The 23,705-nt window shown below is 65.0% G+C and carries 25 protein-coding genes and 1 tRNA gene; 13 read left to right on the top strand and 13 right to left on the bottom strand.

From position 1 onward, the window contains the following. Positions 1 to 29: 29 nt before the first annotated feature. The gene (locus tag C7G41_RS37690) at positions 30 to 215 is read right to left on the bottom strand and encodes a hypothetical protein (protein WP_199198249.1); all 186 of its coding nucleotides are present in this window, start codon (positions 213 to 215) and stop codon (positions 30 to 32) included. 232 nt (positions 216 to 447) lie between these two features. Here C7G41_RS37690 and C7G41_RS08330 point away from each other — a divergent pair, with 232 nt between their 5' ends. The 4 genes from C7G41_RS08330 (at position 448) to C7G41_RS08310 (ending at position 4,042) form a co-directional block, all read left to right on the top strand. After that, positions 448 to 696 (top strand): hypothetical protein, encoded by a 249-nt coding sequence (locus C7G41_RS08330; RefSeq protein WP_106942070.1) that lies wholly within the window; start codon positions 448 to 450, stop codon positions 694 to 696. Positions 697 to 984: 288 nt separating this feature from the next. Next, on the top strand, positions 985 to 1,359 hold the full coding sequence (locus C7G41_RS08325) for a hypothetical protein (RefSeq protein WP_106942069.1): 375 nt from the start codon (positions 985 to 987) through the stop codon (positions 1,357 to 1,359). Positions 1,360 to 2,343: 984 nt separating this feature from the next. Then, positions 2,344 to 3,270, top strand: a complete 927-nt coding sequence (locus tag C7G41_RS08315) for a Ku protein (protein WP_106942068.1) — start codon at positions 2,344 to 2,346, stop codon at positions 3,268 to 3,270. Positions 3,271 to 3,313: 43 nt separating this feature from the next. After that, complete coding sequence (locus C7G41_RS08310; RefSeq protein WP_106942067.1) at positions 3,314 to 4,042, top strand: DUF72 domain-containing protein; 729 nt, start codon at positions 3,314 to 3,316, stop codon at positions 4,040 to 4,042. A gap of 111 nt (positions 4,043 to 4,153) precedes the next feature. Here C7G41_RS08310 and C7G41_RS08305 read toward each other — a convergent pair whose 3' ends face one another. The 5 genes from C7G41_RS08305 to mnmA form a co-directional block, all read right to left on the bottom strand. After that, positions 4,154 to 4,423 (bottom strand): hypothetical protein, encoded by a 270-nt coding sequence (locus tag C7G41_RS08305; RefSeq protein WP_106942066.1) that lies wholly within the window; start codon positions 4,421 to 4,423, stop codon positions 4,154 to 4,156. A 356-nt stretch (positions 4,424 to 4,779) separates the two neighbouring features. Then, positions 4,780 to 4,856, bottom strand: a tRNA-Met gene (locus C7G41_RS08300). Positions 4,857 to 5,085: 229 nt separating this feature from the next. After that, a complete protein-coding gene (locus tag C7G41_RS08295) occupies positions 5,086 to 5,442 on the bottom strand; it encodes a hypothetical protein (protein ID WP_106942065.1) in 357 nt (118 codons plus the stop codon). 44 nt (positions 5,443 to 5,486) lie between these two features. Then, complete coding sequence (locus tag C7G41_RS08290; protein ID WP_106942064.1) at positions 5,487 to 6,125, bottom strand: class I SAM-dependent methyltransferase; 639 nt, start codon at positions 6,123 to 6,125, stop codon at positions 5,487 to 5,489. A 78-nt stretch (positions 6,126 to 6,203) separates the two neighbouring features. Further along, complete coding sequence (gene mnmA / locus C7G41_RS08285; RefSeq protein WP_106942063.1) at positions 6,204 to 7,385, bottom strand: tRNA 2-thiouridine(34) synthase MnmA; 1,182 nt, start codon at positions 7,383 to 7,385, stop codon at positions 6,204 to 6,206. Positions 7,386 to 7,731: 346 nt separating this feature from the next. Here mnmA and C7G41_RS08280 point away from each other — a divergent pair, with 346 nt between their 5' ends. The 9 genes from C7G41_RS08280 to C7G41_RS08240 all read left to right on the top strand — a co-directional run bounded on the left by C7G41_RS08280 (position 7,732) and on the right by C7G41_RS08240 (position 17,518). Then, positions 7,732 to 9,384 carry a flagellar hook-length control protein FliK gene (locus tag C7G41_RS08280; protein ID WP_106942062.1) on the top strand — a complete coding sequence of 551 codons (1,653 nt, stop codon included), beginning with the start codon at positions 7,732 to 7,734 and terminating at the stop codon, positions 9,382 to 9,384. A gap of 13 nt (positions 9,385 to 9,397) precedes the next feature. Then, positions 9,398 to 10,105 carry a flagellar hook assembly protein FlgD gene (locus C7G41_RS08275; RefSeq protein ID WP_106942061.1) on the top strand — a complete coding sequence of 236 codons (708 nt, stop codon included), beginning with the start codon at positions 9,398 to 9,400 and terminating at the stop codon, positions 10,103 to 10,105. Between the two features lie 368 nt (positions 10,106 to 10,473). After that, on the top strand, positions 10,474 to 10,749 hold the full coding sequence (locus C7G41_RS08270) for a DUF1153 domain-containing protein (protein WP_002714638.1): 276 nt from the start codon (positions 10,474 to 10,476) through the stop codon (positions 10,747 to 10,749). Positions 10,750 to 10,941: 192 nt separating this feature from the next. Beyond that, the gene (gene fliF / locus C7G41_RS08265) at positions 10,942 to 12,552 is read left to right on the top strand and encodes a flagellar basal-body MS-ring/collar protein FliF (protein ID WP_106942060.1); all 1,611 of its coding nucleotides are present in this window, start codon (positions 10,942 to 10,944) and stop codon (positions 12,550 to 12,552) included. Between the two features lie 17 nt (positions 12,553 to 12,569). Continuing rightward, positions 12,570 to 13,661: a flagellar motor switch protein FliG gene (fliG, locus tag C7G41_RS08260; protein WP_106942059.1), complete on the top strand. Its 1,092-nt coding sequence runs from the start codon at positions 12,570 to 12,572 to the stop codon at positions 13,659 to 13,661. Continuing rightward, positions 13,661 to 14,281: a FliH/SctL family protein gene (locus C7G41_RS08255; RefSeq protein ID WP_106942058.1), complete on the top strand. Its 621-nt coding sequence runs from the start codon at positions 13,661 to 13,663 to the stop codon at positions 14,279 to 14,281. The genes fliG and C7G41_RS08255 overlap by 1 nt, the downstream gene beginning before the upstream one ends. Before the next feature lie 3 nt (positions 14,282 to 14,284). After that, the gene (gene fliN, locus C7G41_RS08250; RefSeq protein ID WP_007614079.1) at positions 14,285 to 14,635 is read left to right on the top strand and encodes a flagellar motor switch protein FliN; all 351 of its coding nucleotides are present in this window, start codon (positions 14,285 to 14,287) and stop codon (positions 14,633 to 14,635) included. A gap of 44 nt (positions 14,636 to 14,679) precedes the next feature. Further along, positions 14,680 to 16,065, top strand: a complete 1,386-nt coding sequence (locus C7G41_RS08245; RefSeq protein ID WP_106942057.1) for a sigma-54-dependent Fis family transcriptional regulator — start codon at positions 14,680 to 14,682, stop codon at positions 16,063 to 16,065. A gap of 304 nt (positions 16,066 to 16,369) precedes the next feature. After that, on the top strand, positions 16,370 to 17,518 hold the full coding sequence (locus C7G41_RS08240) for a M20 family metallopeptidase (protein ID WP_106942056.1): 1,149 nt from the start codon (positions 16,370 to 16,372) through the stop codon (positions 17,516 to 17,518). Positions 17,519 to 17,585: 67 nt separating this feature from the next. On the opposite strand, the gene C7G41_RS37320 is transcribed toward C7G41_RS08240, so the two are convergent. The 7 genes from C7G41_RS37320 to C7G41_RS08210 form a co-directional block, all read right to left on the bottom strand. Then, on the bottom strand, positions 17,586 to 17,744 hold the full coding sequence (locus tag C7G41_RS37320) for a hypothetical protein (RefSeq protein ID WP_018453881.1): 159 nt from the start codon (positions 17,742 to 17,744) through the stop codon (positions 17,586 to 17,588). Between the two features lie 95 nt (positions 17,745 to 17,839). Then, the gene (locus C7G41_RS08235) at positions 17,840 to 18,421 is read right to left on the bottom strand and encodes a flavin reductase family protein (RefSeq protein ID WP_106942055.1); all 582 of its coding nucleotides are present in this window, start codon (positions 18,419 to 18,421) and stop codon (positions 17,840 to 17,842) included. Between the two features lie 32 nt (positions 18,422 to 18,453). Further along, positions 18,454 to 19,290, bottom strand: coding sequence for an ATP-binding cassette domain-containing protein (locus C7G41_RS08230; RefSeq protein WP_106942054.1), 837 nt, complete (start codon positions 19,288 to 19,290; stop codon positions 18,454 to 18,456). A 20-nt stretch (positions 19,291 to 19,310) separates the two neighbouring features. Further along, on the bottom strand, positions 19,311 to 20,117 hold the full coding sequence (gene ssuC / locus C7G41_RS08225; protein ID WP_106942053.1) for an aliphatic sulfonate ABC transporter permease SsuC: 807 nt from the start codon (positions 20,115 to 20,117) through the stop codon (positions 19,311 to 19,313). Then, complete coding sequence (ssuD, locus tag C7G41_RS08220) at positions 20,114 to 21,289, bottom strand: FMNH2-dependent alkanesulfonate monooxygenase (protein ID WP_106942052.1); 1,176 nt, start codon at positions 21,287 to 21,289, stop codon at positions 20,114 to 20,116. The genes ssuC and ssuD overlap by 4 nt, the downstream gene beginning before the upstream one ends. Continuing rightward, a complete protein-coding gene (locus tag C7G41_RS08215; protein ID WP_106942200.1) occupies positions 21,286 to 22,239 on the bottom strand; it encodes a sulfonate ABC transporter substrate-binding protein in 954 nt (317 codons plus the stop codon). The genes ssuD and C7G41_RS08215 overlap by 4 nt, the downstream gene beginning before the upstream one ends. 38 nt (positions 22,240 to 22,277) lie before the next feature. Beyond that, positions 22,278 to 23,240 (bottom strand): sulfonate ABC transporter substrate-binding protein, encoded by a 963-nt coding sequence (locus tag C7G41_RS08210; RefSeq protein ID WP_106942051.1) that lies wholly within the window; start codon positions 23,238 to 23,240, stop codon positions 22,278 to 22,280. Positions 23,241 to 23,705 lie beyond the last annotated feature (465 nt).

Below are 23,705 nucleotides of genomic sequence, written 5' to 3'. Positions count from 1 at the left end.
GGGGCGCGTGGGCTCGGCGACGCGCTGGGTCATGTGCGATGCCCGCGCGCGTCGAACGCGCGACCTTGATGCCGCCTGTTGCCGGCCACTCGCTGCGGCACGAGATAAGCTCGCGGCGCATGGGGCGCCATTGAATTGCAGTTCATGATGCCGGCTGCGCGCCGCGCCAGCAGCGCCAGTGCACGGGCGATGCGTGTTGCCAATGTCGTGATCATCTTCAGGGCTCCGCTTCGAACTGCGCTGCATCGAACATATGCGCTCGACACGCTCGCGGTCGTCCGGGGGACAACGGATGTTATGGATTCGCACGATCGTGGTGCGACGTTACATCGGCTCACGGGCCGTTGAATTGCGGTGAGCAAATCGTGCATTTGAATCACGCCCGATCGCGCACACCTCCATCAACAGCCGGCTTGGTCGGCCCGATGTCATCAAAGGAGAGAGCGAATGACCACGTCCAGATTATTGTCGATGGGACTGATTGCAGCGGCCATGCTCGGCGGCCCCGTGATGGCGCGCGAGCACCATCGCGTCGTGCAGCAGCCCGCGATGGAGGCCGACACGGTCGCGACGAGCGCGCCGGTCTATCAGGGCGAGCGCGCCTGCATCCCCGCTCCGCGCGTCGGCGCCTTCGCCACGGCGCCGTGGACCGGCAACAACGTGCCGTGCGAGCCCGGCACCGGCAGCTTCTTCTGATCGCGCCAACGCATCCGGCCGGGTGACTTCGCCGCCGGACGCCTATCGAATGACAGGGAGCGGACTGATCTGGTCAGCCCGCTCCCTCGCGTTGCGTCGCGGACAGGCGCCGCGCGATCGCCTTCGTGGACGGCGCGCCGGAGTCTGACCTCGAATTCAGTTGGATTGCCGCGCAGCGCTCCTACCTCTCCAGCGTCACACGCCCAGCCATCAAGCAGCCTCGCGCGCACCGCGCGACGCGGAAGCGGGCTTCAGGGATGACCGGGCTCAACACGAGAGGAGTTTTCCATGAAACGAGTCATCATGATTCTGGCAACAGCAGCACTCGCCTCGACGCTCGCGATCGGCACGGCCGACGCGCACGGCGGTGGTGGCGGCGGCGGCCACGGCGGATTTGGCGGTGGCGGCTTCGGCGGCGGACATGCGGGCTTTGGCGGCGGCGCGCATTTCGGCGGCATGGGACATGAGGGCGGATTCGGCGGCGGCGCCCGGTTCGGCGGCGAGCACCTCGGCTTCGGCGATCATGCCGGCGGCCTCCGCCAGCACGCGTTTCACAGCTACGGTCGCTACCGGCCCGGATATGGATTCTACGGCGCGGGTCCGGATTGCTATGATTGGTACGAGCTGCATCCGGGCCGGCCGTTGCCGCTGAGCTGCAGCTAGCCAGTCGCGCACTTGTAGCAGCACTGGTAGGATGGGTAGAGCGAAGCGAAACCCATCCTACGGCCACACAGACGCAGCTTCGCCTTCTCGCGGCGCAAATCGCCCGAGCTTTGCCTGGTCACTTCACCCTCTTGTCCAAGAGGGCGCAGGGAAGGCCGGGTGCCGGCTGGCACCCGCGGTCCGCTGCGCGAAGATGTAGCGCAAAAGAACCGCACAGCAGCATACAGGTGTAGCCAATCACTCGGCCTTCCCTGCGCGATGGTTGGACGGCTTATGCCGTGCTCTCCCGGGAGCCGAACTTTCCTTCTGGCCTCCCTCGCCTCGCGAATTTGGGATGATGCAGTCCGCCCGGTTGGGCTCGCTCGCACCTTCGCGACAACTTGACCGTAGCAACGACGGCCAGGACCACACGGTTTTGCCGTACGCACGGCCCGCCATTTCGCCGCAGTTTTCCCGGCCCTGTCGACGGAGCCGGAAACTTACAGACGAGACGAAGCCTAGCAGCGCCGCTCGTCCGCATGTGGCCGCGGGCTCACAGGGACTACCCGCCCTGCCCGCACCTCTCATGCCGACGCTGCCGCGTCCACCGCAAGCCCGGCTCGCAATCAAGACGACAACGAGATCGCCCCTCAAGGATGAACCGGGATGGGCGACACATACGCCAAAACCGAATTTCGGTAAAGCGTAAAATTTTTGTGCGGAGGGGTTGACGGGGGTGTGTTGCCCGACGGGCTGGGTCGCCGCTCCCGTTAGAGCAATGGATTGGCTGATTCCACAGAGGTCTAATGACCGAGGATCTGCCATGGGTTGGGTCACCGCTATACGTTCTTATTTTGTTCGTACGAGCCAAGTCTGCGCGCCTTTCGCCCGGGCGCTTGACTGAGACCGTGGGATCAATTTGCGGTGGACACCTGCGGGCGGTGTCGGAACTGTGTCGCGCCGTTCGTCTTGAGTCCAAGTCCCCGTAATGGAGTGTTGCGTACCATGGCCCCCCGCGCGAACTGGAAAGGCTTTCTGCGTCTCTCGTTGGTGAACTGTCCCGTGGCGCTCTACCCCGCCACGTCGGAGAGCGAGAAGATCTCCTTCAACCAGCTCAACCGTCAGACCGGTCATCGGATCAAGTACCTGAAAGTCGACGCGGACACCGGCGACGAGGTGCCCAACGAGGACATCGTCAAGGGCTACCAGCTCGAGAAGGACCAGTTCATCGAGGTGACCAAGGAGGAGCTTGAGGAGATCGCACTGGAATCGACGCGTACCATCGAGATCGACGAGTTCGTAGACAAGGCCGAGATTGATCCGCGCTACCTAATCCGCCCCTACTACATCCGTCCGGACGGAAAAGTCGGCCACGACGCCTTCGCGGTCATCCGCGAGACCGTCCGCGAGATGAACAAGGTTGCGATCGGGCGCGTGGTGCTCACCAACCGAGAGCACATCATTGCGCTCGAGCCAATGGACAAGGGCCTGGTCGGCACCTTGCTGCGGTATCCCTACGAGGTGCGTAGTGAGCAGGAATACTTCGACGATATCCAAGACGTCAAAGTGACGAAGGACATGCTCGATCTGGCCAGGCACATCGTGAACCAGAAGGCTGGATCGTTCGAGCCGGAGAAGTTCGAAGACCATTATGAAAGCGCGCTGATCGAGCTCATCAACCAGAAGCGCGCCGGCAAGCCGATCGTGCCGAAGGATCGGCCGAAAGGCGAGAACGTCGTCGATCTGATGGACGCGCTACGCAAGAGCGTCGGCGGGGCAGCAAAGACCGAGCGTCCAAAAAAGCCTGCCAAGAAGACGAAGAAAGCTGCCGCGGCTCAGAAGGAGATGCTGATGCCGATCGCCGGTAAGAAGCCGGCTAAGGAAGCGGCGGCGAAGAAGCCGACAGCAGGGGCGCGGCGGAAGTCGGCGTGAGATTGAAACATCCGGTGATGCCCGATGGCAGTTACGGACTGACATGGAAGAGGCCGCACATGTCAAGACTGAGCTGCGGCTCGGCACAGCGGGATGGAATGTTCCGCGAGTCTGCAAGGAAAGAGTTGGCGGGGTAGGTAGCCAGCTTGAACGCTACGCGCGGGTGTTGAACGCCACCGAGATCAACTCATCATTTCATAAGCCGCATCGGCGTTCGACCTACGAGAAATGGGCGGACGCGACGCCCGATGATTTCCGCTTTTCGGTAAAGGTACCGAAGTCTGTCACTCATTCGTCACAGCTAGCGTGCGGTGAACTCGATCGGTTCATCGAAGAGAGCGCCGGACTTGGTGCGAAGCTCGGGGTTTTGCTCGTTCAGTTTGCGCCTCGCAAAATGTTCGTTGAGTCCGATGCGGAGTTCCTGTTCCGCTCACTGCAGGAAAGGACCTCAGCCGCTCTCGCTTGCGAGCCGCGTCACGTCAGCTGGTTCACGCCCGAGGTCAGTGCTTGGCTGAGGGGACGTCGGATTGGCCGCGTCGCCGCGGATCCGGCGCGAGTGCCCGGTGCTGACCTGCCGGGCGGGTGGCCGGGCCTGCGCTATTTTCGACTGCATGGAGCGCCGCGCATTTACTACTCCGCGTACGACGGCGCGTTCCTTCGAACGCTGAAGCCACGGCTCGGTGCTGCGTCCTCGTCTAGCGAGACCTGGTGCATCTTCGACAACACCGCCGCCGGGGCAGCACTCGAAAACGCACTAGACTTGCTCGCTTGAAGGGCTTCCGCAGCGGCCCCGCTGATATCCCTCACGTCCTCCACCTTCGTCCAAGGCTTTGAGGCTCGCACGAATCCGTTGCCATCCGAGCGGCGCGACAGCGCAGGCGACCTAATCAGGACGTGGCGGGCACTCCGGGCACGTATCGCCGATCGAATGCAAAACCTCGCGCACTTGCCCGACGGCCTGATCCGGAGACAAGCCCTCGGGTGGCTCCTGCCTGGCGATATCCAATGCGTGCTCACGCGCATGCGGGTCGGCCCGGTCCTTCGCCCAACCGTGCTCCTCGCATTCGTGGATGGCGCCCGCCTCCTGCAGCACGCTGAGCGCCCATCCGCGCAGCGTTCGGATCGCCGGCCATCTTTCCTTCGTCATCAGCATCGAGCTTGCTCCTGCCGGGACGAATCCTTTCGCCCGTCTTCTCGTTCCGAGCGGTTAGCACGCAGCAGGGATTCGCAATCGGCAGAGCCGAGGTTTGTCCCGTGTTCCGCGGCTCTGGCACGATCGCGTCGGCTGCAGCAAGGCTCGGCCGAAGAGGCCGCGGGAAATTGCGATCAGTTAGTCAACTGCCGGAAATCCTGCACTCGGACCCCATAGCTGTCGCGCTTGGCTTCCGGGTGCTTGGTGGGTACGGCCGATCCTTAACAGATCGCGAGGGTTCTGCCCGCTGAGGCGCGCCCACGCTTCGACTCCAAGAAAGTCCGAGGGTCGCAGATTAGGGGGAAGTGCCTGATTTTTGGTAGCGGGAGAGGGACTCGAACCCCCGACCCCAGGATTATGATTCCCGTGCTCTAACCAGCTGAGCTACCCCGCCACAGGGTCGCGAGGGCCTGACAAGGCCGATCTCGCGAACGCGCGGCATATAAGGAAGGGGGCGGCGGGCTGTCAAGCAAAGTGGCGCGGTTGTCGGGGGGTGATTTGGGGGCCGAATTCGCCCCTTTCCCACACCGGACTCGTGGAGAGTCCCCCTCACCCGAAATTCGCGCTTTGCGCGGATTTCGGCCTCTCCCCGCAAGCGGGGAGAGGCGAAGGAAGAACGGGCGTTATTTCGGCCGGACGGTCGGGTCGCCGCCGGGGCTGCCGGGGGGCGGGATCACCGGGGTGTTGCTGCCGGTCTGGGGCGCCGGGGCGTGCATGTCGGGGTCGACGCCGGAGGGCGGGCAGAGCACGCCGTCCGACTTTGCCAATTTGTCGCCGAGCGGTTCCCGGGACTGGCCGGTGGTGGTGCCGTCGGGCGCGGTGGTGAGCCGGTCCGAGGGCGCGCAGCCGGGGCTGCGTTGCGGCGATGGCGGCGCGGTCGCTTGCGGCGGCGTCGCCGGGGCGGGCGGGGCCTGAGCGATCGCGCTGCCGGAGGCGGCGATCAGGAGGCTGGCCAGAATGATGTTTGATGTGGTGCGCATGGGATGGAAACGCGCGGGTCAGCCCGCGTGTTCCGCGCCCCCGATCACGATTTGAGGTAGCGGATCAGCGAAAAATGCCCCATCGGCGGCATCGGACGGCGCTCGGCCAGCGTGACGCCGCCGTGCTTTGCGGCCCAGTCGACCAGGCGAGCCCACGGAAACTCCGGGCGCCAGCCGAGACGGCGAGCCAAGGGCGCAAACGCGAGCTCGGAGAGTTTTCGCAAACCCTTTTCCGCGCCGATGTGGTTGACGAGGATCAGTTCGCCGCCGGGCTTCAAGACGCGCACGAACTCGTCGAGCGTGCCCTCGGGATCGGGCACCGCGGTGATGACATATTGCGCGACCACCGCGTCGAAGAAGTTTTCGGGGAAAGCGAGGTTTTTCGCGTCCATCACCGAGAGCACCTCGACATTGCTCAAGCGCATCGCGCGCACGCGCGATTGCGCCTTGCGCAGCATCGGTTCGGAGATGTCAACGCCGCAGATTTTCGTGGTGCGCGCGTAATCCGACAGCGAGAGACCGGTGCCGACGCCGACGTCGAGGATGCGGCCGCCGATGCGGTCGGCCTCCGCGATGGTCGACTGCCTTCCGGCGTCGAACACCTTGCCGAACACGAGATCATAGACCGGCGCCCAGCGGCCATAGGCCTTCTCAACCCCGGCCCGCGAGATGTCTGCTGCCATGCCCCCTGCCCCGTCTAGATTCTTATATTGCGCATGATCTGTTCGGAAAACCGCTGCACACTTTTCCGGATCATGCGCTTAGCCGCGGACCGCTTCTGCGAGCGGCCTCGTCGTGCTGCTAGCGGCCTTCGCGGCGGCGCTCTGGATGAAGCCGCCGCCGAGCACGCGGGCCTGGCCGGAAGGTGCGTCGTAGAACACGCAGGCCTGGCCGGGCGAGACGCCCTCCTCGCCGGCGACGAGCTCGACCTCGTAATGGCCGTTCGCACCGCGCAGCCACGCGGGCTGGGGCGCGCGGGTCGAGCGCACGCGCACGAACATTTCGAGGCCATTGCCGATGGCGCGGTCGATGTCGCCATCGCCGATCCAGTTGACGTCGCGCAAGCTGATGCGGTGCATCCTCAGCGCCTCGCGCGGGCCGACGACGACGCGGCGGTTGGCGGCCTCCAGCCGCACCACGAACAGCGGAGCGGCGGCCGCGATGCCAAGGCCGCGGCGCTGGCCGATGGTGAAATTGGCGATGCCGTTGTGGCGACCAAGCACGCGGCCGTCGAGATCGACGATGTCGCCGGGGTCCATCGCGTTCGGCCGCAGGCGGGTGATGATGTCGGTGTAGCGCCCGGTGGGCACGAAGCAGATGTCCTGGCTGTCGTGCTTGTCGGCGACCGCAAGACCGAAGCGCCGCGCCAGTTCGCGCGTCTCGGGCTTGGTCATGTCGCCGAGCGGGAAGCGCAGATAGTCGAGCTGCTCCTGCGTGGTCGCGAACAGGAAGTAGCTCTGGTCGCGATCGGCGTCTGCGGCACACACCAGCGCGCGCGAGCCGTCGTCGCGGCGGCGCGAGGCGACGTAATGGCCGGTGGCGAGCGCGGTCGCGCCTAACTCGCGCGCGGTCTTCAGCAGGTCGCGGAACTTGACCGAGCGGTTGCACTCGATACACGGCACCGGCGTCTCGCCGAGCGCGTAGCTGTCGGCGAAATTGTCGATAACGGACTCGCGAAAGCGGTCCTCGTAGTCGAGCACGTAATGGGGAATGCCGAGCTTGGCCGCGACGTCGCGGGCGTCGTGGATGTCCTGGCCGGCGCAGCAGGCGCCCTTGCGATGGGTCGCCGCACCATGGTCGTAGAGCTGCAGCGTGATGCCGACGACGTCGTAGCCTTCCGCCTTCAAAAGCGCAGCCGTCGTCGATGAATCGACGCCGCCCGACATGGCAACGACGACCCTGGTATCCTCAGGACGGCCTTCGAGATCCAGACTGTTGAGCATGGGCCTTAAAGCGTTGTGGACGGCGGCGTTGGGCGATCCGCTGGGTGCTTCCGGCGGGACAAAGGCGGTCCCCGGGAACCTTGGTTCCCGAATGGCGCGGCCTGCCCGGTCGAAAGCGGCTGAGAGCTGTCTCTTTAATATAGGCGGCCTTCCGGTGAAGCAATCACGCACGCCGAAAGGTTAGGGCAATTCTTGCCGGGGAGGCAGAAATGCCGGGGGCGCGGAGGGCCCCGCGGTGAGGCGCCAAATCATCAAGGCATTGATTCCGCTTGATAAAATTTCTGCGCGCGGGGCTGGCCCGCTCCTTGCTACCTCTCATGGCGAAGATGTTTCCAAGGGGTTGCCTGTGGTCGTTCGTACGTCAGATGTCGCGGCAAGCGTGCAAGTCCAGAGCGCGCAGCAAAAGCCTGCCCGGTCGCAAGCGCGGAACGACACGTCCAACGACTCCTTCGGCTCGCTGGTGGACAGCAACACCCAGGCGATCAGCGACAGCGCGGCGTCCTCCGCGCAGGACACCCCGCGCCGGACCGATTCATCGTCCGCCTCGGACAAGAGCCCGCGCGATCGCTCGGCGAGCGACCAGTCCTCGCAGAGCAAGGCCCGCGACGACGCCGACAATTCCACGTCCGCCAAAAACGACGCCAGGAACGACGCCAAGAGCGATGCCAAGAACGACGCCAAGAACGACGCGACGGCTGATGCCGCCAAGGCTGATAGCAAGACCAAGGACAAGCCGAAGGCGTCCGACGCCAAATCGGCCGACAAGTCTGCGGACAAGTCCGACGAGACCAAAGCGGACAAGGCCGACGGCACCGATGGCCTCGCCGCCGCCGTCGATACCGCCGCCGCCGCGCAGATTGACGCGACGCAGGCCGCCTTACCCGATCCGAATGCAGTCGTGGTGGCCGTGCCGGTCGATCCCAACGCGACTGCGAACCAGGCCGCTGGCTCCGCCTCCTCGCCGCTGACGATTGCCGCCGCCGGCATCGCCGCCAGCGCATCCATCACGGCGCAGATCGCCGGCACCAAGACCGATACCGCGACGCCGGGCGACAAGAGCGCCAAGACCGCAAGTGCCAAGGTCGATGCCGACACCTCGGCGACGCTGGCCGATGCCGCGACCGGGACGACCGATTCGACCGCGACCGATGCCAAGACCAATGCCGGCCTGATCGCCGCCGTCGACCAGGGCACGCCAAAAACATCGTTCAAGGCCGCAGCCATCGCGCAAGGCGCGAGCGACGTCTCCAACATCGGCCAGGACACCGGCAAGGCGAACGCCGCGCAAACCTCGGCGACGGCAGCGTCCGCCAACGCGGCGCATCCGCAAGCCGACAAACCGCCCATCGACGCGAACGCAGCCGACGCCAAGGCCGGGACTTCCGACCGCACCACCGATGCGGCACCGGCGACGGCGACACCGCATGCCCATGCGGACACGCAGGCCGCTGTCCCCACCACCGACACCAGCGCGCAGGCGGCCTCGGCCGTGCAGGCGTCACTGACCAATACGACTTCGGCCGCGACCGCATCGACTGCGACGCTCACGGCGACCGCGGCCACCAATACGGCCATTCCGATCAGCGGCGTGCCGATCGAAATTGCCGCCGCCGCGCGCGCGGGCAAGACCCGGTTCGACATCAGCCTCGATCCGCTCGACCTCGGCCGCATCGACGTCCGCATCAATGTCGACCGCAACGGCCAGGTCACCTCGCATCTCACCGTCGAGAAGCCGGAGACGCTGCAGATGCTGCGGCAGGACGCGCCGCAATTGCAGCGCGCGCTCGACGATGCCGGCCTCAAGACCGGCAGTAACGGCCTGTCCTTCAGCCTGCGCGACCAGAATTCATCGGGCCAGAACTCCGGCCAGAACAACGACAATGGCGGCAATGCCCGCCGGCTGATCGTCAGCGACGAGGACGCAGTTCCCGCGGCCCCGGTCGGGCGCAGCTACGGCCGCATGCTCGGATCGAGCAGCGGCGTCGATATCAGAGTGTGAGGAGTATTCGATCATGACCACCACGAATGCCGCCACCGCCCCGTCCGTCGTCTCCGGCACGACCGACCTGCCTAAATCCTCGTCGAACCCAAGCCTGGGCTCGAGCACCGGCGCGACGCTCGCCGGCAATTTCCAGACCTTCCTGACGCTGCTGACGACGCAGCTGCAGAACCAGAACCCGCTCGATCCGCTCGACACCAACCAGTTCACCCAGCAGCTGGTGCAGTTCGCAGGCGTCGAGCAGCAGCTCAAGACCAACGATTCGCTGTCCCAGCTCGTCACCCTGCAACAGACCACGCAGGCGACCCAGGCGCTCGGCTTCGTCGGCAAGACCGCCCTGGTCGACGGCACGACCGCAAGCATGACGAACTCGTCGGCAACCTGGCATCTCAACGTGCCCAGCGACGCCACCGTCGACATCACCGTCGCCAATGCCAGCGGCCAGACCGTGTTCACCGGCAAATACACCGCCGGCGCGGGCACCGACGTTCCGTTCACCTGGAACGGAATGGGCAATGACGGCACGCAATGGCCCGACGGCAAGTACACGATCTCGGCCACGGGCAAGGACGTCGCCAACAACAATGTCGGCATCGCCGCGCAGGTGCAGGGCACGGTGTCGTCTGTCGACCTGACCCAGTCGCCGCCGCTGCTGACCATCGACGGCGCCAGCTACACTCTGAGCCAAGTCAAGAGCATCATCGCGACCGCCAGCAATTAAGGACGGCGCGCGATCCACACATTCGATGTCGTCCTGGCGAAAGCCAGGACCCATTGCCACCGAAAGTCGTTTTAGCGCGAGGACGTAACCCCGAGTCTTCGCCAAACTTCGAGCTGGGGTTATGGGTCCTGGCGTTCGCCAGGACGACGTTGAGAGGCTTCGCGACACCCCCGCAGGCCTATTCGTTAGTAAAGTATTTACGAACACCCCCCTCGGCCCGCCTGGACGCACGTCCCGCCGGTCGAGTCGGCTGCGTTCCAGCCATTTTCAACGAGAATTGTATTGAAGCCTTAGGCTTAGCGGATTTTTAAGCCGGCGAGCGTACGGTTCCTGAGTGAGTTCAGTGGTTGAGAGTTTGTGAGTACGCCATGACAGAACCCCATCGCCCGAGGGTAAAATACGTCATCGGGCCGGACGGTAGTCCGTTGACGATTGCGGATCTGCCTGCACCCGGCACGAAACGCTGGGTCATCCGCCGCAAGGCCGAGGTCGTCGCCGCAGTCCGTGGCGGTCTTCTCTCCCTCGAGGAGGCCTGCAGCCGTTATACCCTGACGGTTGACGAATTCCTCTCCTGGCAGTTTTCGATCGACCAGCATGGTCTCGCGGGACTTCGCACCACCCGTATCCAGCAATATCGCCAGTAGGCAATCCGGAAATCTGCGGCTTTTGACGAAAATCGGCCTCGCCCCGCGAGGCCGATTTTTTTCATGTTACGTTTTGGCGCTACTTTTGTCGCAGCTCTTAACCTTCGTTAACCATATCGAAACCATCACCTAGGCAATAATTGCCCAGTCGGCCTTTCCTGTGAAAGCAGCCGAATCTGTCGGGGCGGTTGCTTGCAAGGTCTTGCGGACTTTCTGAAGGGTATCGGAGCCGCCCGGTTCGGGGCGATGATCGCGGTCACCGCCGCGCTCGTCGGCTTTTTCGCGTTCGTCATCATGCGCGTCACCACGCCGCAGATGACGACGCTGTTCACCGACCTCAGCGTCGAGGACTCCTCGGGCATCATCAAGGACCTGGAGCGCCAGGGCATCCAGTTCGAGCTGCGCAACGAGGGCACCATCATCATGGTGCCCAAGGACAAGGTCACCCGCCTGCGGATGAAGCTCGCCGAGGGCGGCCTGCCCAAGGGCGGCGGCGTCGGCTACGAGGTGTTCGACAAGTCGGATGCGCTCGGCACCACCTCTTTCGTCCAGAACATCAACCATCTCCGCGCGCTGGAAGGCGAGCTCGCCCGCACCATCCGCGCCATCGACCGCATCCAGGCCGCCCGTGTCCATCTGGTGCTGCCCGAGCGCCCGCTGTTCTCGCGCGAGGCGCCGGAGCCGTCGGCCTCGATCGTGGTACGGGTCCGCGGCGCGCTGGAAGCCCAGCAGATCCGCGCCATCCGCCACCTCGTCGCCTCGGCCGTGAACGGGCTGAAGCCGCAGCGGGTCTCGATCGTCGACGAGACCGGGCAGCTGCTCGCCGACGGCGCCCAGACCGATCCGGAGCAGGCGATGGGCGACGAGCGCCGCACCGCCTTCGAGAAGCGGATGCGCAAGCAGGTCGAGGACATCGTCTCCTCCGTGGTGGGGACGGGGCGCGCCCGGGTCCAGCTCTCCGCCGATTTCGACTTCAACAAGATCACCCAGACCTCGGACAAGTATGACCCCGAAGGTCGCGTGCTGCGCTCGAGCCAGACCCGCGAAGAGCAGAGCATGACCGCCGACAACAACGGCCAGGTCACCGTCAACAACGAGTTGCCGGGCAACCAGCAGAACGGCGGCGTTGCGGCCAAGGACCAGAGCAAGAAGAGCGAAGAGACCAACAATTACGAGATCTCTCGTACCACCAAGACCGAGGTGACCGAGGCCGGCCGGGTCAACCGCATCTCCGTCGCGGTGCTGGTCGACGGCATCTACTCCAAGAACGAGAAGGGCGATCTGGCCTACCAGGACCGCACCAAGGAGCAGCTCGACCGCATCGCTACGCTGGTGCGCTCGGCGATCGGCTTCGACCAGAAGCGCGGCGACCAGGTCGAGGTCGTCAATCTGCGCTTTGCCGATGCCCCCTCCACCACCCCGATCGCGGAGCCAAGCGGCTTGCTCGGCATGCTCCAGTTCACCAAGGACGACGTCATGTACTTCGTTGAGCTCGGCGTGATGATGCTGCTCGGCCTGGTCGTGCTGTTCCTGGTGATCCGGCCGCTGGTCAGGCGCATCCTGGCATCCGACGAAGTCGCAGCCGCCATCTCCGGCGTCCTCACCGGCCCGGCCGCGAACGACGAGGCAGCGCCGTCCGGCCAGACGCTCCTGCCGAGCGGCGCCGCGAGCGCGATCGACGTCGCCACCGTCCAGGGCCAGGTCCATGCCCAATCCGTCCATCGCGTCGGCGAACTCGCCGAGCGCAATCCCAACGAGACGGTCGCCATCATCCGCCAATGGCTGACCGAACCCGCGAAATAATCGAGAAGTGATCTGACATGGCCGCAGCCCTGCAAAACGCCAATTCCAACGACATCACCAGCGTGATCTCCACGCTCGGTCAGCGTGCCGGCAGCCGTGGCGGCGCGAAGGTCGAAGCGGTGGCGGGACCGAAGCGCGCCGCGATCCTGATGCTGGCGCTCGGCGAGCAATATGGCGGCAAGATCTGGTCGCTGCTCGACGACGACGAGGTGCGCCAGCTCTCGCTGGAAATGTCGACGCTCGGCACCGTCGAGGTCGACACCGTGGAGGACATGCTGCTCGAATTCGTCTCGCGGATGTCGGCCTCCGGCGCGCTGATGGGCAATTTCGACGCCACCGAGCGGCTGCTCCAGCAATACCTGGCCCCCGAGCGCGTCAACGGCATCATGGACGAAATCCGCGGCCCGGCCGGCCGTAACATGTGGGAGAAGCTCTCCAACGTGCAGGAAGAGGTGCTCGCCAACTATCTCAAGAACGAATATCCGCAGACCATCGCGGTGGTGCTGTCGAAGCTGAAGCCGGAACACGCCGCGCGCGTGCTCGGCATCTTCCCCGAGGATCTCGCGCTCGACGTCGTCAACCGCATGCTGAAGATGGAGGCGGTGCAGAAGGAGGTGATCGAGAGCGTGGAGAAGACGCTGCGCACCGAATTCATGTCCAATTTGTCACAGACCCGCCGACGCGACGCCCACGAGGTGATGGCGGAAATCTTCAACAATTTCGACCGCCAGACCGAAACCCGCTTCATCACCTCGCTGGAAGAGGACAACCGCGAATCGGCCGAGCGCATCAAGGCGCTGATGTTCACCTTCGACGACCTTGTGAAGCTGGATTCCGGCTCCGCCCAGACCCTGATGCGCAACGTCGACAAGGACAAGCTCGGCGTCGCGCTCAAGAGCGCCAACGAGGACGTCCGCAACTTCTTCTTCGGCAACATGTCCTCGCGTGCGGCCAAAATGCTCCAGGACGACATGGCGGCGATGGGTCCGGTCCGCCTGCGCGACGTCGACGAGGCCCAGGCGCTGCTGGTCAACCTCGCCAAGGATCTCGCCGCCAAGGGCGAAATCATGCTGACCAAGAACCGCGCCGACGACGAGCTGGTGTATTGATGGCCGCTCCGGCAAAATTCCTGTTCGACAACGACTTCGCCGCGCCCGACCGGACGCGCGAGAAGGCCGCAACCGCGGCCGAGATCGCCCAGAAGGTCGCGGAAGCCGAGGCGCGCGCCTATCAGGACGGCTTCGCCGCCGGACAGCGCGAGGCCAAGGCCGAAAGCGACCGCCGCGTCGCGCTTGCCATGGAAGAGATCAACATCGCCATCCGGGGCATCGCCTCGGGCATCGGCAATATCGAATCCAAGATGGAGACCGAGGCGGTCGACGTCGCGGTCGCGGTGGCGCGCAAGCTGTGCGCCGATCTGGTCGCCGCCGAGCCGCTCGGCGAGATCGTCGCGCTGGTCAAGGACTGCTTCTCGCATCTGGTCGCGACGCCGCATCTCGTCGTCCGCATCAACGACGCGCTCTACGACGCCGCGCGCGAGAACATCGAGCGGCTGGCCAGGCAGAACGGCTTCGAAGGCCGGCTGGTGATTCTGGCCGAGCCCGAGATTGCCACCGGCGACTGCCGGATCGAATGGGCCGATGGCGGCGTCGTGCTGGAGCGCGCCGCCATCACGGCCAAGATCGACGAAATGGTGGGACGCTATGTTGCGTCCCGCAGGGGGAATTAAGCCATGAGCGACACTGACGGACAGGTCCCGCTGCCCGATCTCAACGGCCCGATGCCGCCTGCCGGCACCGACGTCGGCTACAACGAGGACGAATATGCGACGCGCGCCGCCGCCGACCTCGAGGCCGTATTCGACGTGCCGGTGCAGGTCTCGGCCGTGCTCGGCCGCTCGAAAATGGATGTCAGCGAGCTGTTGAAGCTCGGACCCGGGACCGTGCTCGAGCTCGACCGGCGCGTCGGCGAGGCCATCGACATCTACGTCAACAACAAGCTGGTCGCCCGCGGTGAAGTCGTCCTGGTCGAGGACAAGCTCGGCGTGACCATGACCGAAATCATCAAGACTGAACGCGCCTAAAGCGATGACGCGCGGCAGCGCGACCAGACGGACAGGAGACTGACATGCGGCTTCTCATCGTTGGCACATTGAAGGGCCAGCTCACCACCGCCACCAAGATCGCGATGGCGAACGGCGCCACCGTGACCCATGCCGAGGATCACGATCAGGCGATGCGCGTGCTGCGCGGCGGCAAGGGCGCCGACCTCCTGCTGGTCGACGTCGCCCTCGACATCCGCGATCTCGTCATGCGGCTCGAAGCCGAGCACATCCACGCGCCGATCGTCGCCTGCGGCATCACCAACGACGCCCGCGCCGCGGTCGCCGCGATCCATGCCGGCGCCAAGGAATACATCCCGCTGCCGCCGGACCCGGAACTGATCGCGGCGGTGCTGGCCGCGGTCGCCAACGATTCCCGCGAGCTGGTCTATCGCGACGAGGCGATGGCCAAGGTGATCAAGCTCGCTCAGCAGATCGCGGGCTCGGACGCCTCCGTGATGATCACCGGCGAATCCGGGACGGGCAAGGAAGTGCTGGCCCGCTACGTCCACACCCGCTCGGGCCGCGCCAAGCGCCCGTTCATCTCGATCAACTGCGCCGCGATCCCCGAGCATCTGCTGGAGTCCGAACTGTTCGGCCACGAGAAGGGCGCCTTCACCGGCGCGATCGCCCGCCGCATCGGCAAGTTCGAGGAGGCAACCGGCGGCACGCTGCTGCTCGACGAAATCTCGGAGATGGACGTCCGCCTGCAATCGAAACTGCTCCGCGCCATCCAGGAGCGCGTGATCGACCGTGTCGGCGGCACCAAGCCCGTCCCGGTGGACATTCGCATCATCGCGACCTCGAACCGCAACCTGGTGGATGCGGTGCGCGAAGGCACGTTCCGCGAGGACCTCTTGTTCCGGCTCAACGTCGTGAATCTGAAGATCCCGCCGCTGCGCGAGCGCCCCCTCGACATCCTCGAGCTCGCCCAGCACTTCGTGAAGAAATACGCCGAAGCCAACGGCGTGCCGATGCGCCCGATCTCGGCGGACGCGCGACGCGTGCTTTCCACCAACCGCTGGCAGGGCAACGTCCGCGAACTCGAAAACACCATGCACCGGTCGGTTTTGATGGCGCAGGGCGACGAGATCGGCGCCGATGCGATCCTCACGCCCGACGGCGACCGCCTCGACCTCGCCAAGACCGTGCCGGCCGTGGCGCATGCCACCATGGCCGCCGAGCAGGTGACGCGGGCACTGGTCGGCCGCACCGTCGCCGATGTCGAGCGCGACCTGATCCTGGAGACGCTGAAGCACTGCCTCGGCAACCGGACCCATGCCGCCAACATCCTGGGCATCTCGATCCGTACGCTGCGCAACAAGCTCAACGAGTATTCCGACGGCGGCATTCCGATCACCCCCGCAGGAACGCCGGGCGAGTATCCGCGGATGCCGATGGTGGGGGCGTAGACGCTCTACGCTGATTGAGAGAATGCGAATGCCCGGGCCAGTCCCGGGCATTTTTGTTTTTCCGACCAACCCTGCTAGCCAAATATACGGTGTCGTCCCGGCGAAGGCCGGGACCCATAACCCCAGGCAGCAGTTTGGCGAAGACTCATCGTTCGGTCTCCTACCGCCACCAATCGATAGATTCCGCGGTATGGGTCCCGGCCTTCGCCGGGACGACATTGGTGGACATGGCCGGGCCGCATCCTGCGACTAGGTCGCGCTCGCGCAACGCCTTATAAGCGCGGTGAAACCACGCGAGGGTAAAATGTCTGAAGCTCAAATCACGGACTGGCTGGCGACGCAGCGGCAGGCGATGATCGACCTGGTGCGCGATGTCGTGAACATCGATTCCGGATCCTATGACAAGGAAGGCGTCGATGCGGTCGGCGCGCGGTTCGAGCGGCATTTCGCCGAGCACGGCATTCCGTTCCGGCGCGAAAGCCACGGTACTTTCGGCGATGCGATCCACGCCGAGGTGGCAAAGCCCGGCAGCAACGAGAAGCCGGTGCTGTTGATGGGACATCGCGACACCGTGTTCGGCAAGGGCGAGGCCGCGCGGCGTCCGTTCACGATTCAAGACAAGCGCGCCTATGGTCCCGGCGTTGCCGACATGAAGTCCGGCGTCGTCATGAACATCTTCGTGGCAACAGCCTTCCACAAATTCGGCGGCAACCCGCACCCGATCAAGCTGCTGATCACCTCGGACGAGGAGATCGGCTCGCCCTCCTCGCGGCCGGTGATCGAGCGCGAAGGACGCGCCGCGCGTGCCGTGTTCAATTCCGAGCCGGGCCGCCCGACCGGCAATATCGTCACCGGCCGCAAGGGCGGCATCTTCATGCATTTCGCCATCACGGGTAAGGCCGCGCATTCCGGCGCCAATTTTGCCGCCGGCGTCAGCGCGATCGGCGAGCTCGCGCACAAGATCGTGCATATCCACGCGCTGACCGATCTCGACAAGGGCATCACGCTCAATGTCGGCCTCGTCTCGGGCGGGCAATCCGTCAACACGACGGCGCCTTACGCGGAAGGGCAGATCGACCTGCGCTACGTCGATCCGGCGGATCGCGCGAGGGTGATGGCTGCGATCGAGACAATCATCGCGACACCTTACGTGCCCGGCACCAGCGCGACGCTCACGGTCAAGGGCGAGTTCGTGCCGGTAGTGCAGAGCGCCGATTCAAAAGCGCTGTTCGAGAACTATCAGGCCGCCGCAAAGCAGGCCGGCCTCACCACGCTCCAGGGCGAGTTCTCCGGCGGCTGCGCCGATTCCGGCTTCACCGCCGCTGTGGGAACGCCGACCATCTGCGGGCTCGGTCCGGTCGGCGGCCTCGCGCACACGCCGGAGGAATATCTCGAACTCGACAGCATCGTGCCGCGCGCGCAGGCACTGGCGCTGGCGATCTTGCGGGGGTGAAAACGGGTGCCGTAGGGTGGGTTAGCGTAGCGTAACCCACCCTACACAGCGCCCGTCCGCGAGAACCTCACGAATAGCTCGGCGCATCCGGCCTGCGGAAGATCTGGATGGGGTCGCCCGGCACGATCGGATGGCCGCTGAACATCGCATAGGCGTAGAGCGCGAGATAGGCGATCGCGAGCGCGCCGACCGCGTAGAAGGCCCAGGTCGCGACGCGTTTCATCATTGCGCTCCATTGCTGTCCCGGCGGAAGGCTCAGGCAGCGCTTCTAGAGCGATGACGGGGAAAACGCCAGCCTGCACGCCCCGTCGCCGGCGGCGATCAAATGCCGCGCCGGACCTGGGTGGGAACGCTGACGTCCGCAAGCCTGAGCGCGTCTTCGTCCTGATCCACCGCCACGTACTGGCCGTGCCAATAGGCCAGCGCAGCATTGCGGGTCGAATTCCTGACGTCTCGCACCCGCCCGATGACGATGCCGTGCGAATGGCGCTCGAAGATCTCCTCGACTTCGCAATCGACGGCGGACAATGCGCCGACCAGCAGCGGAACACCCGAGACCGCCGTCACCCATCTGGCGCCCGCGAAACGATCGGCACCCTTGAGCCCGCCCTTGCCGGCAAAGCGCTCGGCGATTTCGAGCTGATCGGCTGCGAGGATGTTCACGCCGAAGGCGCCGTGGCGCCGGATCAGCGGGAACGAGGAGGCATCGCGATTGATGCTGACGATCAGCGTCGGCGGATCGACCGAGAACGAACTGACCGAGGTGACCGTCATGCCGGTGATGTCCTTGCCCCGTCCGGCGGTGATGACGCTGACGCCGCCGGTCAGGTGGCGCATGGCGCCGCGGAAATCGGTGGACGAAACGGCATTTTCGGTCATGAGATCGCGGGGCACTACATTCATGGCATCGTCCCCAAGCGGGGGTCCCTCTCTATTTAGGTACGATCGTCCGCCGACAAAAGGTGGCTCAGGATCGAGCCTTCGAGACCCGCGAGCTCGGCCGAGCCGCGTTCGCGGGGCCGGTCCGCGTTAACCACGACGTCATGGGCGATCCGCCCTTCCTCGATCACCAGCACCCGGTCGGCCAGCGCGACCGCCTCGGCGACATCGTGGGTCACCAGGATCGCGGTAAAGCCCTGGTCGCGCCAGACCCGCTCCAGCAACCGCTGCATCGAGATGCGGGTCAGCGCGTCCAGCGCGCCGAGCGGCTCGTCGAAGGCGAGCACACGGGGGCGCGAGACCAGCGCGCGGGCAAGGGCTACGCGCTGCTTCTGGCCGCCCGACAGCACCGAGGGCCACTGGTCGCGCTTGTCGGTCAGCCCGACCTCGGTCAGCGCCTTCTCCGCGCGCGAATGCGCGTCGGACGAGGCACGATCGCGGCCGAGGCCGACCTCGACATTGGAGAGAACGCGGGCCCAGGGCAACAGCCGGGGCTCCTGGAACATCACGCGGATATCCTCGGGCTTCACAGCGTCGCCGAGCGAGATGCTGCCGGCGTCGCTTTTCTCCAGGCCGGCGATGAGGCGCAGCAGCGTGCTCTTGCCACAGCCGCTCTTGCCCACGATGGCGACGAACTGGCCGGCGGGGATGTGCAGGTCGATGCCGCGCAGCACCTCGTTGTCGCCGTAGGATTTGCGCAGGCCGCGGATGCTGAGCGGCAGGCCGCTCGTTTGCACCGGGCGCTCCTCGCGCACGACGCGGGCGTGAGGCGCGAAATTGGCGCGGGTGGCGAGCTCAGTGTCCGGAAGGGAGGTACGAAGGGCTGTCTGCATGTGATTCCCAGTATTTCTGCTCAACGTTTCTGGAAAGCCGGGTGCCAGGAGAGCGTCAGGCGCTCCAGCACACGGGAGGCACTGTCGGCGAGCTTGCCGAGCAGCGCATAGATCAGGATCGAGAGCACGACGACGTCGATCAGCATGAACTCGCGCGCCTGCATCGCCATGTAGCCGAGGCCTGAGGAGGCCGCGATGGTTTCGGCGACGATCAGTGTCAGCCACATGATGCCGAGCGCGAACCGGATGCCGACGAAGATCGAAGGCAGCGCGCCCGGAAAGATCACGCGGCGGAACAGCTCGCCATCGGTCATGCCATAGATGCGGCCCATCTCGATCAGCTGGGGATCGACGGTGCGGATGCCGTGCAGCGTGTTGAGGTAGATCGGGAAGAACACGCCGAGCGCCACCAGGAACAGCTTCGCGCTCTCGTCGATGCCGAACCACAGGATGACCAGCGGGATCAGCGCCAGATGCGGCACGTTGCGCACCATCTGGAGCGTCGTGTCGGTGAGCTTTGACGACAGCTGCGACAGGCCGTTGGCAAGACCGAACGCGAAGCCGATGCTGCCGCCGATCAGAAAGCCGATCGAGGCGCGCCAGAACGAAACCCAGATGTTGCGCACGAGCTCGCCGGAGAGCAGCAGCTTCCAGCCCGCAAGCAAGACGTCGCTCGGCGCCGGCAACACCCGCGTCGGCACGAAGCCGGTGACGCTGGCGACCTGCCAGATCGCAATGATGGCGAGCGGCACGATCCACTGGATCAGGCCGTCGACGCGCGGCAGGCGCAACCCGCGCGGGAGTGAAACGCTGTCGATCAGGCTCATGACTGCGACACCTTGTGCTGCGGACGGAAGTCGCTGCCGACCGTTTCACCAAAAGGACCACCGTTGAAGTGCAGCCTGGTCACGTTGCTGGGCTGCTCCAACGAAAGCAGCGGGAACACCAGCTCGGCGAAACGATAAGCTTCCTCCAGATGCGGGTATCCCGACATGATGAAGGTATCGATGCCGATGTCCTGATACTCCCTGATGCGGGCCGCGACCGTCTGGGCGTCGCCCACGAGTGCCGTGCCGGCGCCGCCACGCACAAGGCCGACGCCGGCCCACAGATTCGGGGCGATCTCGAGCTTGTCGCGCTTGCCGCCATGGAGCTGCGCCATGCGCTGCTGGCCGACCGAATCCATCCGCTCAAAGTTCTTTTGCGCAGTCGCGATGGTCTCGTCGCTGACATGCTTGATCAGCTCGTTGGCAGCCTGCCAGGCCGCGTCGCTGGTCTCGCGGACAATCACGTGGAGCCGGATGCCGAACGATAGTTTTCGACCGCGTGCGGCGGCCACCTCCCTCACCTTCGCGATCTTCTCCGCGACCAAGGCCGGCGGCTCGCCCCAGGTGAGGTATTTGTCGACGGTGTCGACGGCGACGTCGATGCCGGCATCCGAGGAGCCGCCGAAATACAGCGGCGGGCGCGGCGACTGCACCGGAGGAAACAGCAGCTTGCCGCCTTCGACGTGGATGTGCTTGCCCTCGACGTTGACGGTCTTGCCGGCGAGCAGCTCGCTATAGACGCTGAGGAACTCGCGGGTGACCTCGTAGCGCTCGTCATGGCCGAGGAAGATGCCGTCCCCCTTGTTCTCGACGGGATCGCCGCCGGTGACGACGTTGACCAGAAGCCGGCCGTTGGTGATGCGGTCGAGCGTCGCGGTCATGCGCGCGGCCACGCTCGGCGATTGCAGGCCGGGCCTGACCGCCACGAGATAGCGCAGCCGCTCGGTGAACGGCGCGACCGAGGAGGCGACGATCCAGGAATCCTCGCAAGACCGCCCGGTCGGCAGAAGCACGCCGAAATAGCCGAGCTGGTCGGCGGCCTGCGCGATCTGGCGCAGATAGTTGAAATTGACCTCGCGGCCGCCGATGCCGGTGCCGAGATAGCGGCCGTCGCCGTGGGTCGGCAGGAACCAGAGGATGTTGGCGTTCGCTTGCTTGCTGTGCGTGCTCATGATCCTGGCCTCCGGGCCACGTCGGAAATCTTGATGGATTTGGGGATCAGGTTGAGCGCGAAGAACGCGTCCGCAACCTGCTGCTGATCGGCGATGACGGCATCGGTCAGCGGCTTGATGCCGTAGGATTGCCGCTTCAGCGCAACCTCGACCACCGGGACTGACAGGCCGATCGACGGTGCCAGCTGCTCGGCGACCGCGTGGATATCGCCCTTGGCCCAATCGTCGACCGCGCTCAGCTCGGCCAGCACGGCGTCGACGATATCAGGATGGGCTTCGAGGAATTTCTTCGAGGAGAAATAGAACTGGTGGTTCGCGACGATGTCCGTGCCGTCGGCGAGCGTGCGTGCGCCGGTCGCGGCTTCCGCGGCGGCCTGGAACGGATCCCAGATCACCCACGCATCGACCGCGCCGCGCTCGAAGGCGGCGCGCGCGTCGGCTGGTGCGAGAAATACCGGCTCGATCTCGGAATATCTGACGCCGGCTTTCTCCAGCGCCTTGACCAGAAGGTAATGGACATTGGAGCCCTTGTTGAGCGCGACCTTCTTGCCCTTGAGATCGGCGACCGATTTCAGCGGACTGTCCTTCGGCACCAGGATCGCCTCGCCCTTCGGCGCCGGCGGCTCATAGGCGACATACTGGATCGGCGCGCCGGCGGCCTGCGCGAAGATCGGCGGGGCTTCGCCGGTGTTGCCGAAATCGATCGCGCCGACATTGAGCGCCTCGAGCAGCGGCGGGCCGGAGGGGAATTCGGTCCACACCACCTTGTAGCCGTCGGCGGCGAGCTTCGGCTCCAGCGTACCCTTGCTCTTGAGCAGGACCAGCTTGCCGTATTTCTGGTAGCCGATGCGGACGACCTTGTCCTGTCCGTAGGAGGTGCCGACTGCGGCGGCGACGATGCCGATCGATAGCACGATGGCCGCGATCAGACGCTGGATAATACGCCTCATGTTCAAACCCTTTGAAATGGGGAGATTGGTTGGCACGATCAGGCTGCCGGGTTGCGCCAGACGATGTCGCGGATCACGATCGGCTTCGGGATCAGGCCGAGCTTGTGGAAGCGGTCGGCGACGCCCTGCTGGGTGTTGACGATGTCGTCGGTGACCGGGCCGACCACGAAATTCGCGCGATTGGCGGCGACGGTCTGGATGTCCAACGGGACGCCGGTGATCGCGGCGAGCGATTTGGCGACCTCGTCGCGGTGCTGCTCGGCCCACCGACCGGCCGCGGTCGTCGCATCGATGATCTGCTGCAGGATGGCGCCGTGGTTTTTCGCGAACTCGCGGTTGGCGATGAAGAAGGAATTGGTCTTGGTGACGTCGCGCGCATTGATCAGGATGCGGCCGCCCTGCTTGGTCTCGCCGATCGCGAAATACGGATCCCAGATCGCCCAGGCCTCGATGCTGCCATTGGCAAAAGCGGGCCCGGCATCCGGCGGCGTCAGATAGACCGGCGTGATGTCGGCATAGGTGAGGCCCGCCTTCTCCAGCGTCTGCACCACGATGTTGTGCGCGCTGGAACCCTTGGTGAAGCCGACGCGCTTGCCCTTCAAGTCGGCGATGCCGCGGATCGGCGAATCCTTCGGCACCAGAATGCCTTGCCCGTTGGTGATGGGCTGGCCGGCGGCATAGACGATCGCCGCGCCCGCGGCCTGGGCGAACACCGGCGGGGAATCGCCGACCGCGCCGAAATCGATGCTGCCGACATTCATCGCCTCCATCATCGGAGGCCCCGACGAGAACTCGACCCATTTCACGTCGATGCCCAGGGGAGCGAAATGTTTTTCCAGGGCGGCCTGCTGACGCGTGATAACCAGCACGCCGGTCTTCTGGTAGCCGATACGAATTTCCTTCACCGCGCCTTGTGACGTTCCTTGTGCGTCGGCGTGCAAAGCGAATGCGGTGGCTGCCGCAGTTCCAACGGATAGCTTGAGAAAGTCCCGACGCTGCATTCGACACTCCAGGCCGCATGCGGCCGTCCTTCATTCGTGCTCGGGAATGATGGTGCGGCTTATCGGAGGTGTCGAGACGCGCGGAAAAATAGCGATGCAGGCACTGCGCGCGTGGCGGAGCGCATGAATAATCTTTCAATCCACGGCGCGAATGCAGGGGATATTTTTCCGCACGCGAATGTGAAAAACGCACGCAACCCGGCCGAGATTCAAAAAACCTCGAAAACAACCCATGCACAGTAGCCGGGGCGTGCGAAAACAACGACTTACGCCTTATCCGAAATTGGCTTTGACTCGTCGGCCAAAACAGGAGCAGGATGGCATCATGGCGGACTGGGAGCTGTCGTGGCGCGAAGCGTCTTCCATCTCAACTGTCATTCCACGCGAAGGCGGGGAATCCAGTATTCCTGAGACTTCAATGCGTCACACAACCGCCGCGGCGTACTGGATCGCCCGCTCCAGTGC

This window comes from Bradyrhizobium sp. MOS002 (genome assembly GCF_003020115.1).
Lineage (GTDB): Bacteria > Pseudomonadota > Alphaproteobacteria > Rhizobiales > Xanthobacteraceae > Bradyrhizobium.
The sequence above is the reverse complement of the archived record's forward strand: the minus strand, read 5'-3'. Positions and strand labels throughout refer to the sequence as shown.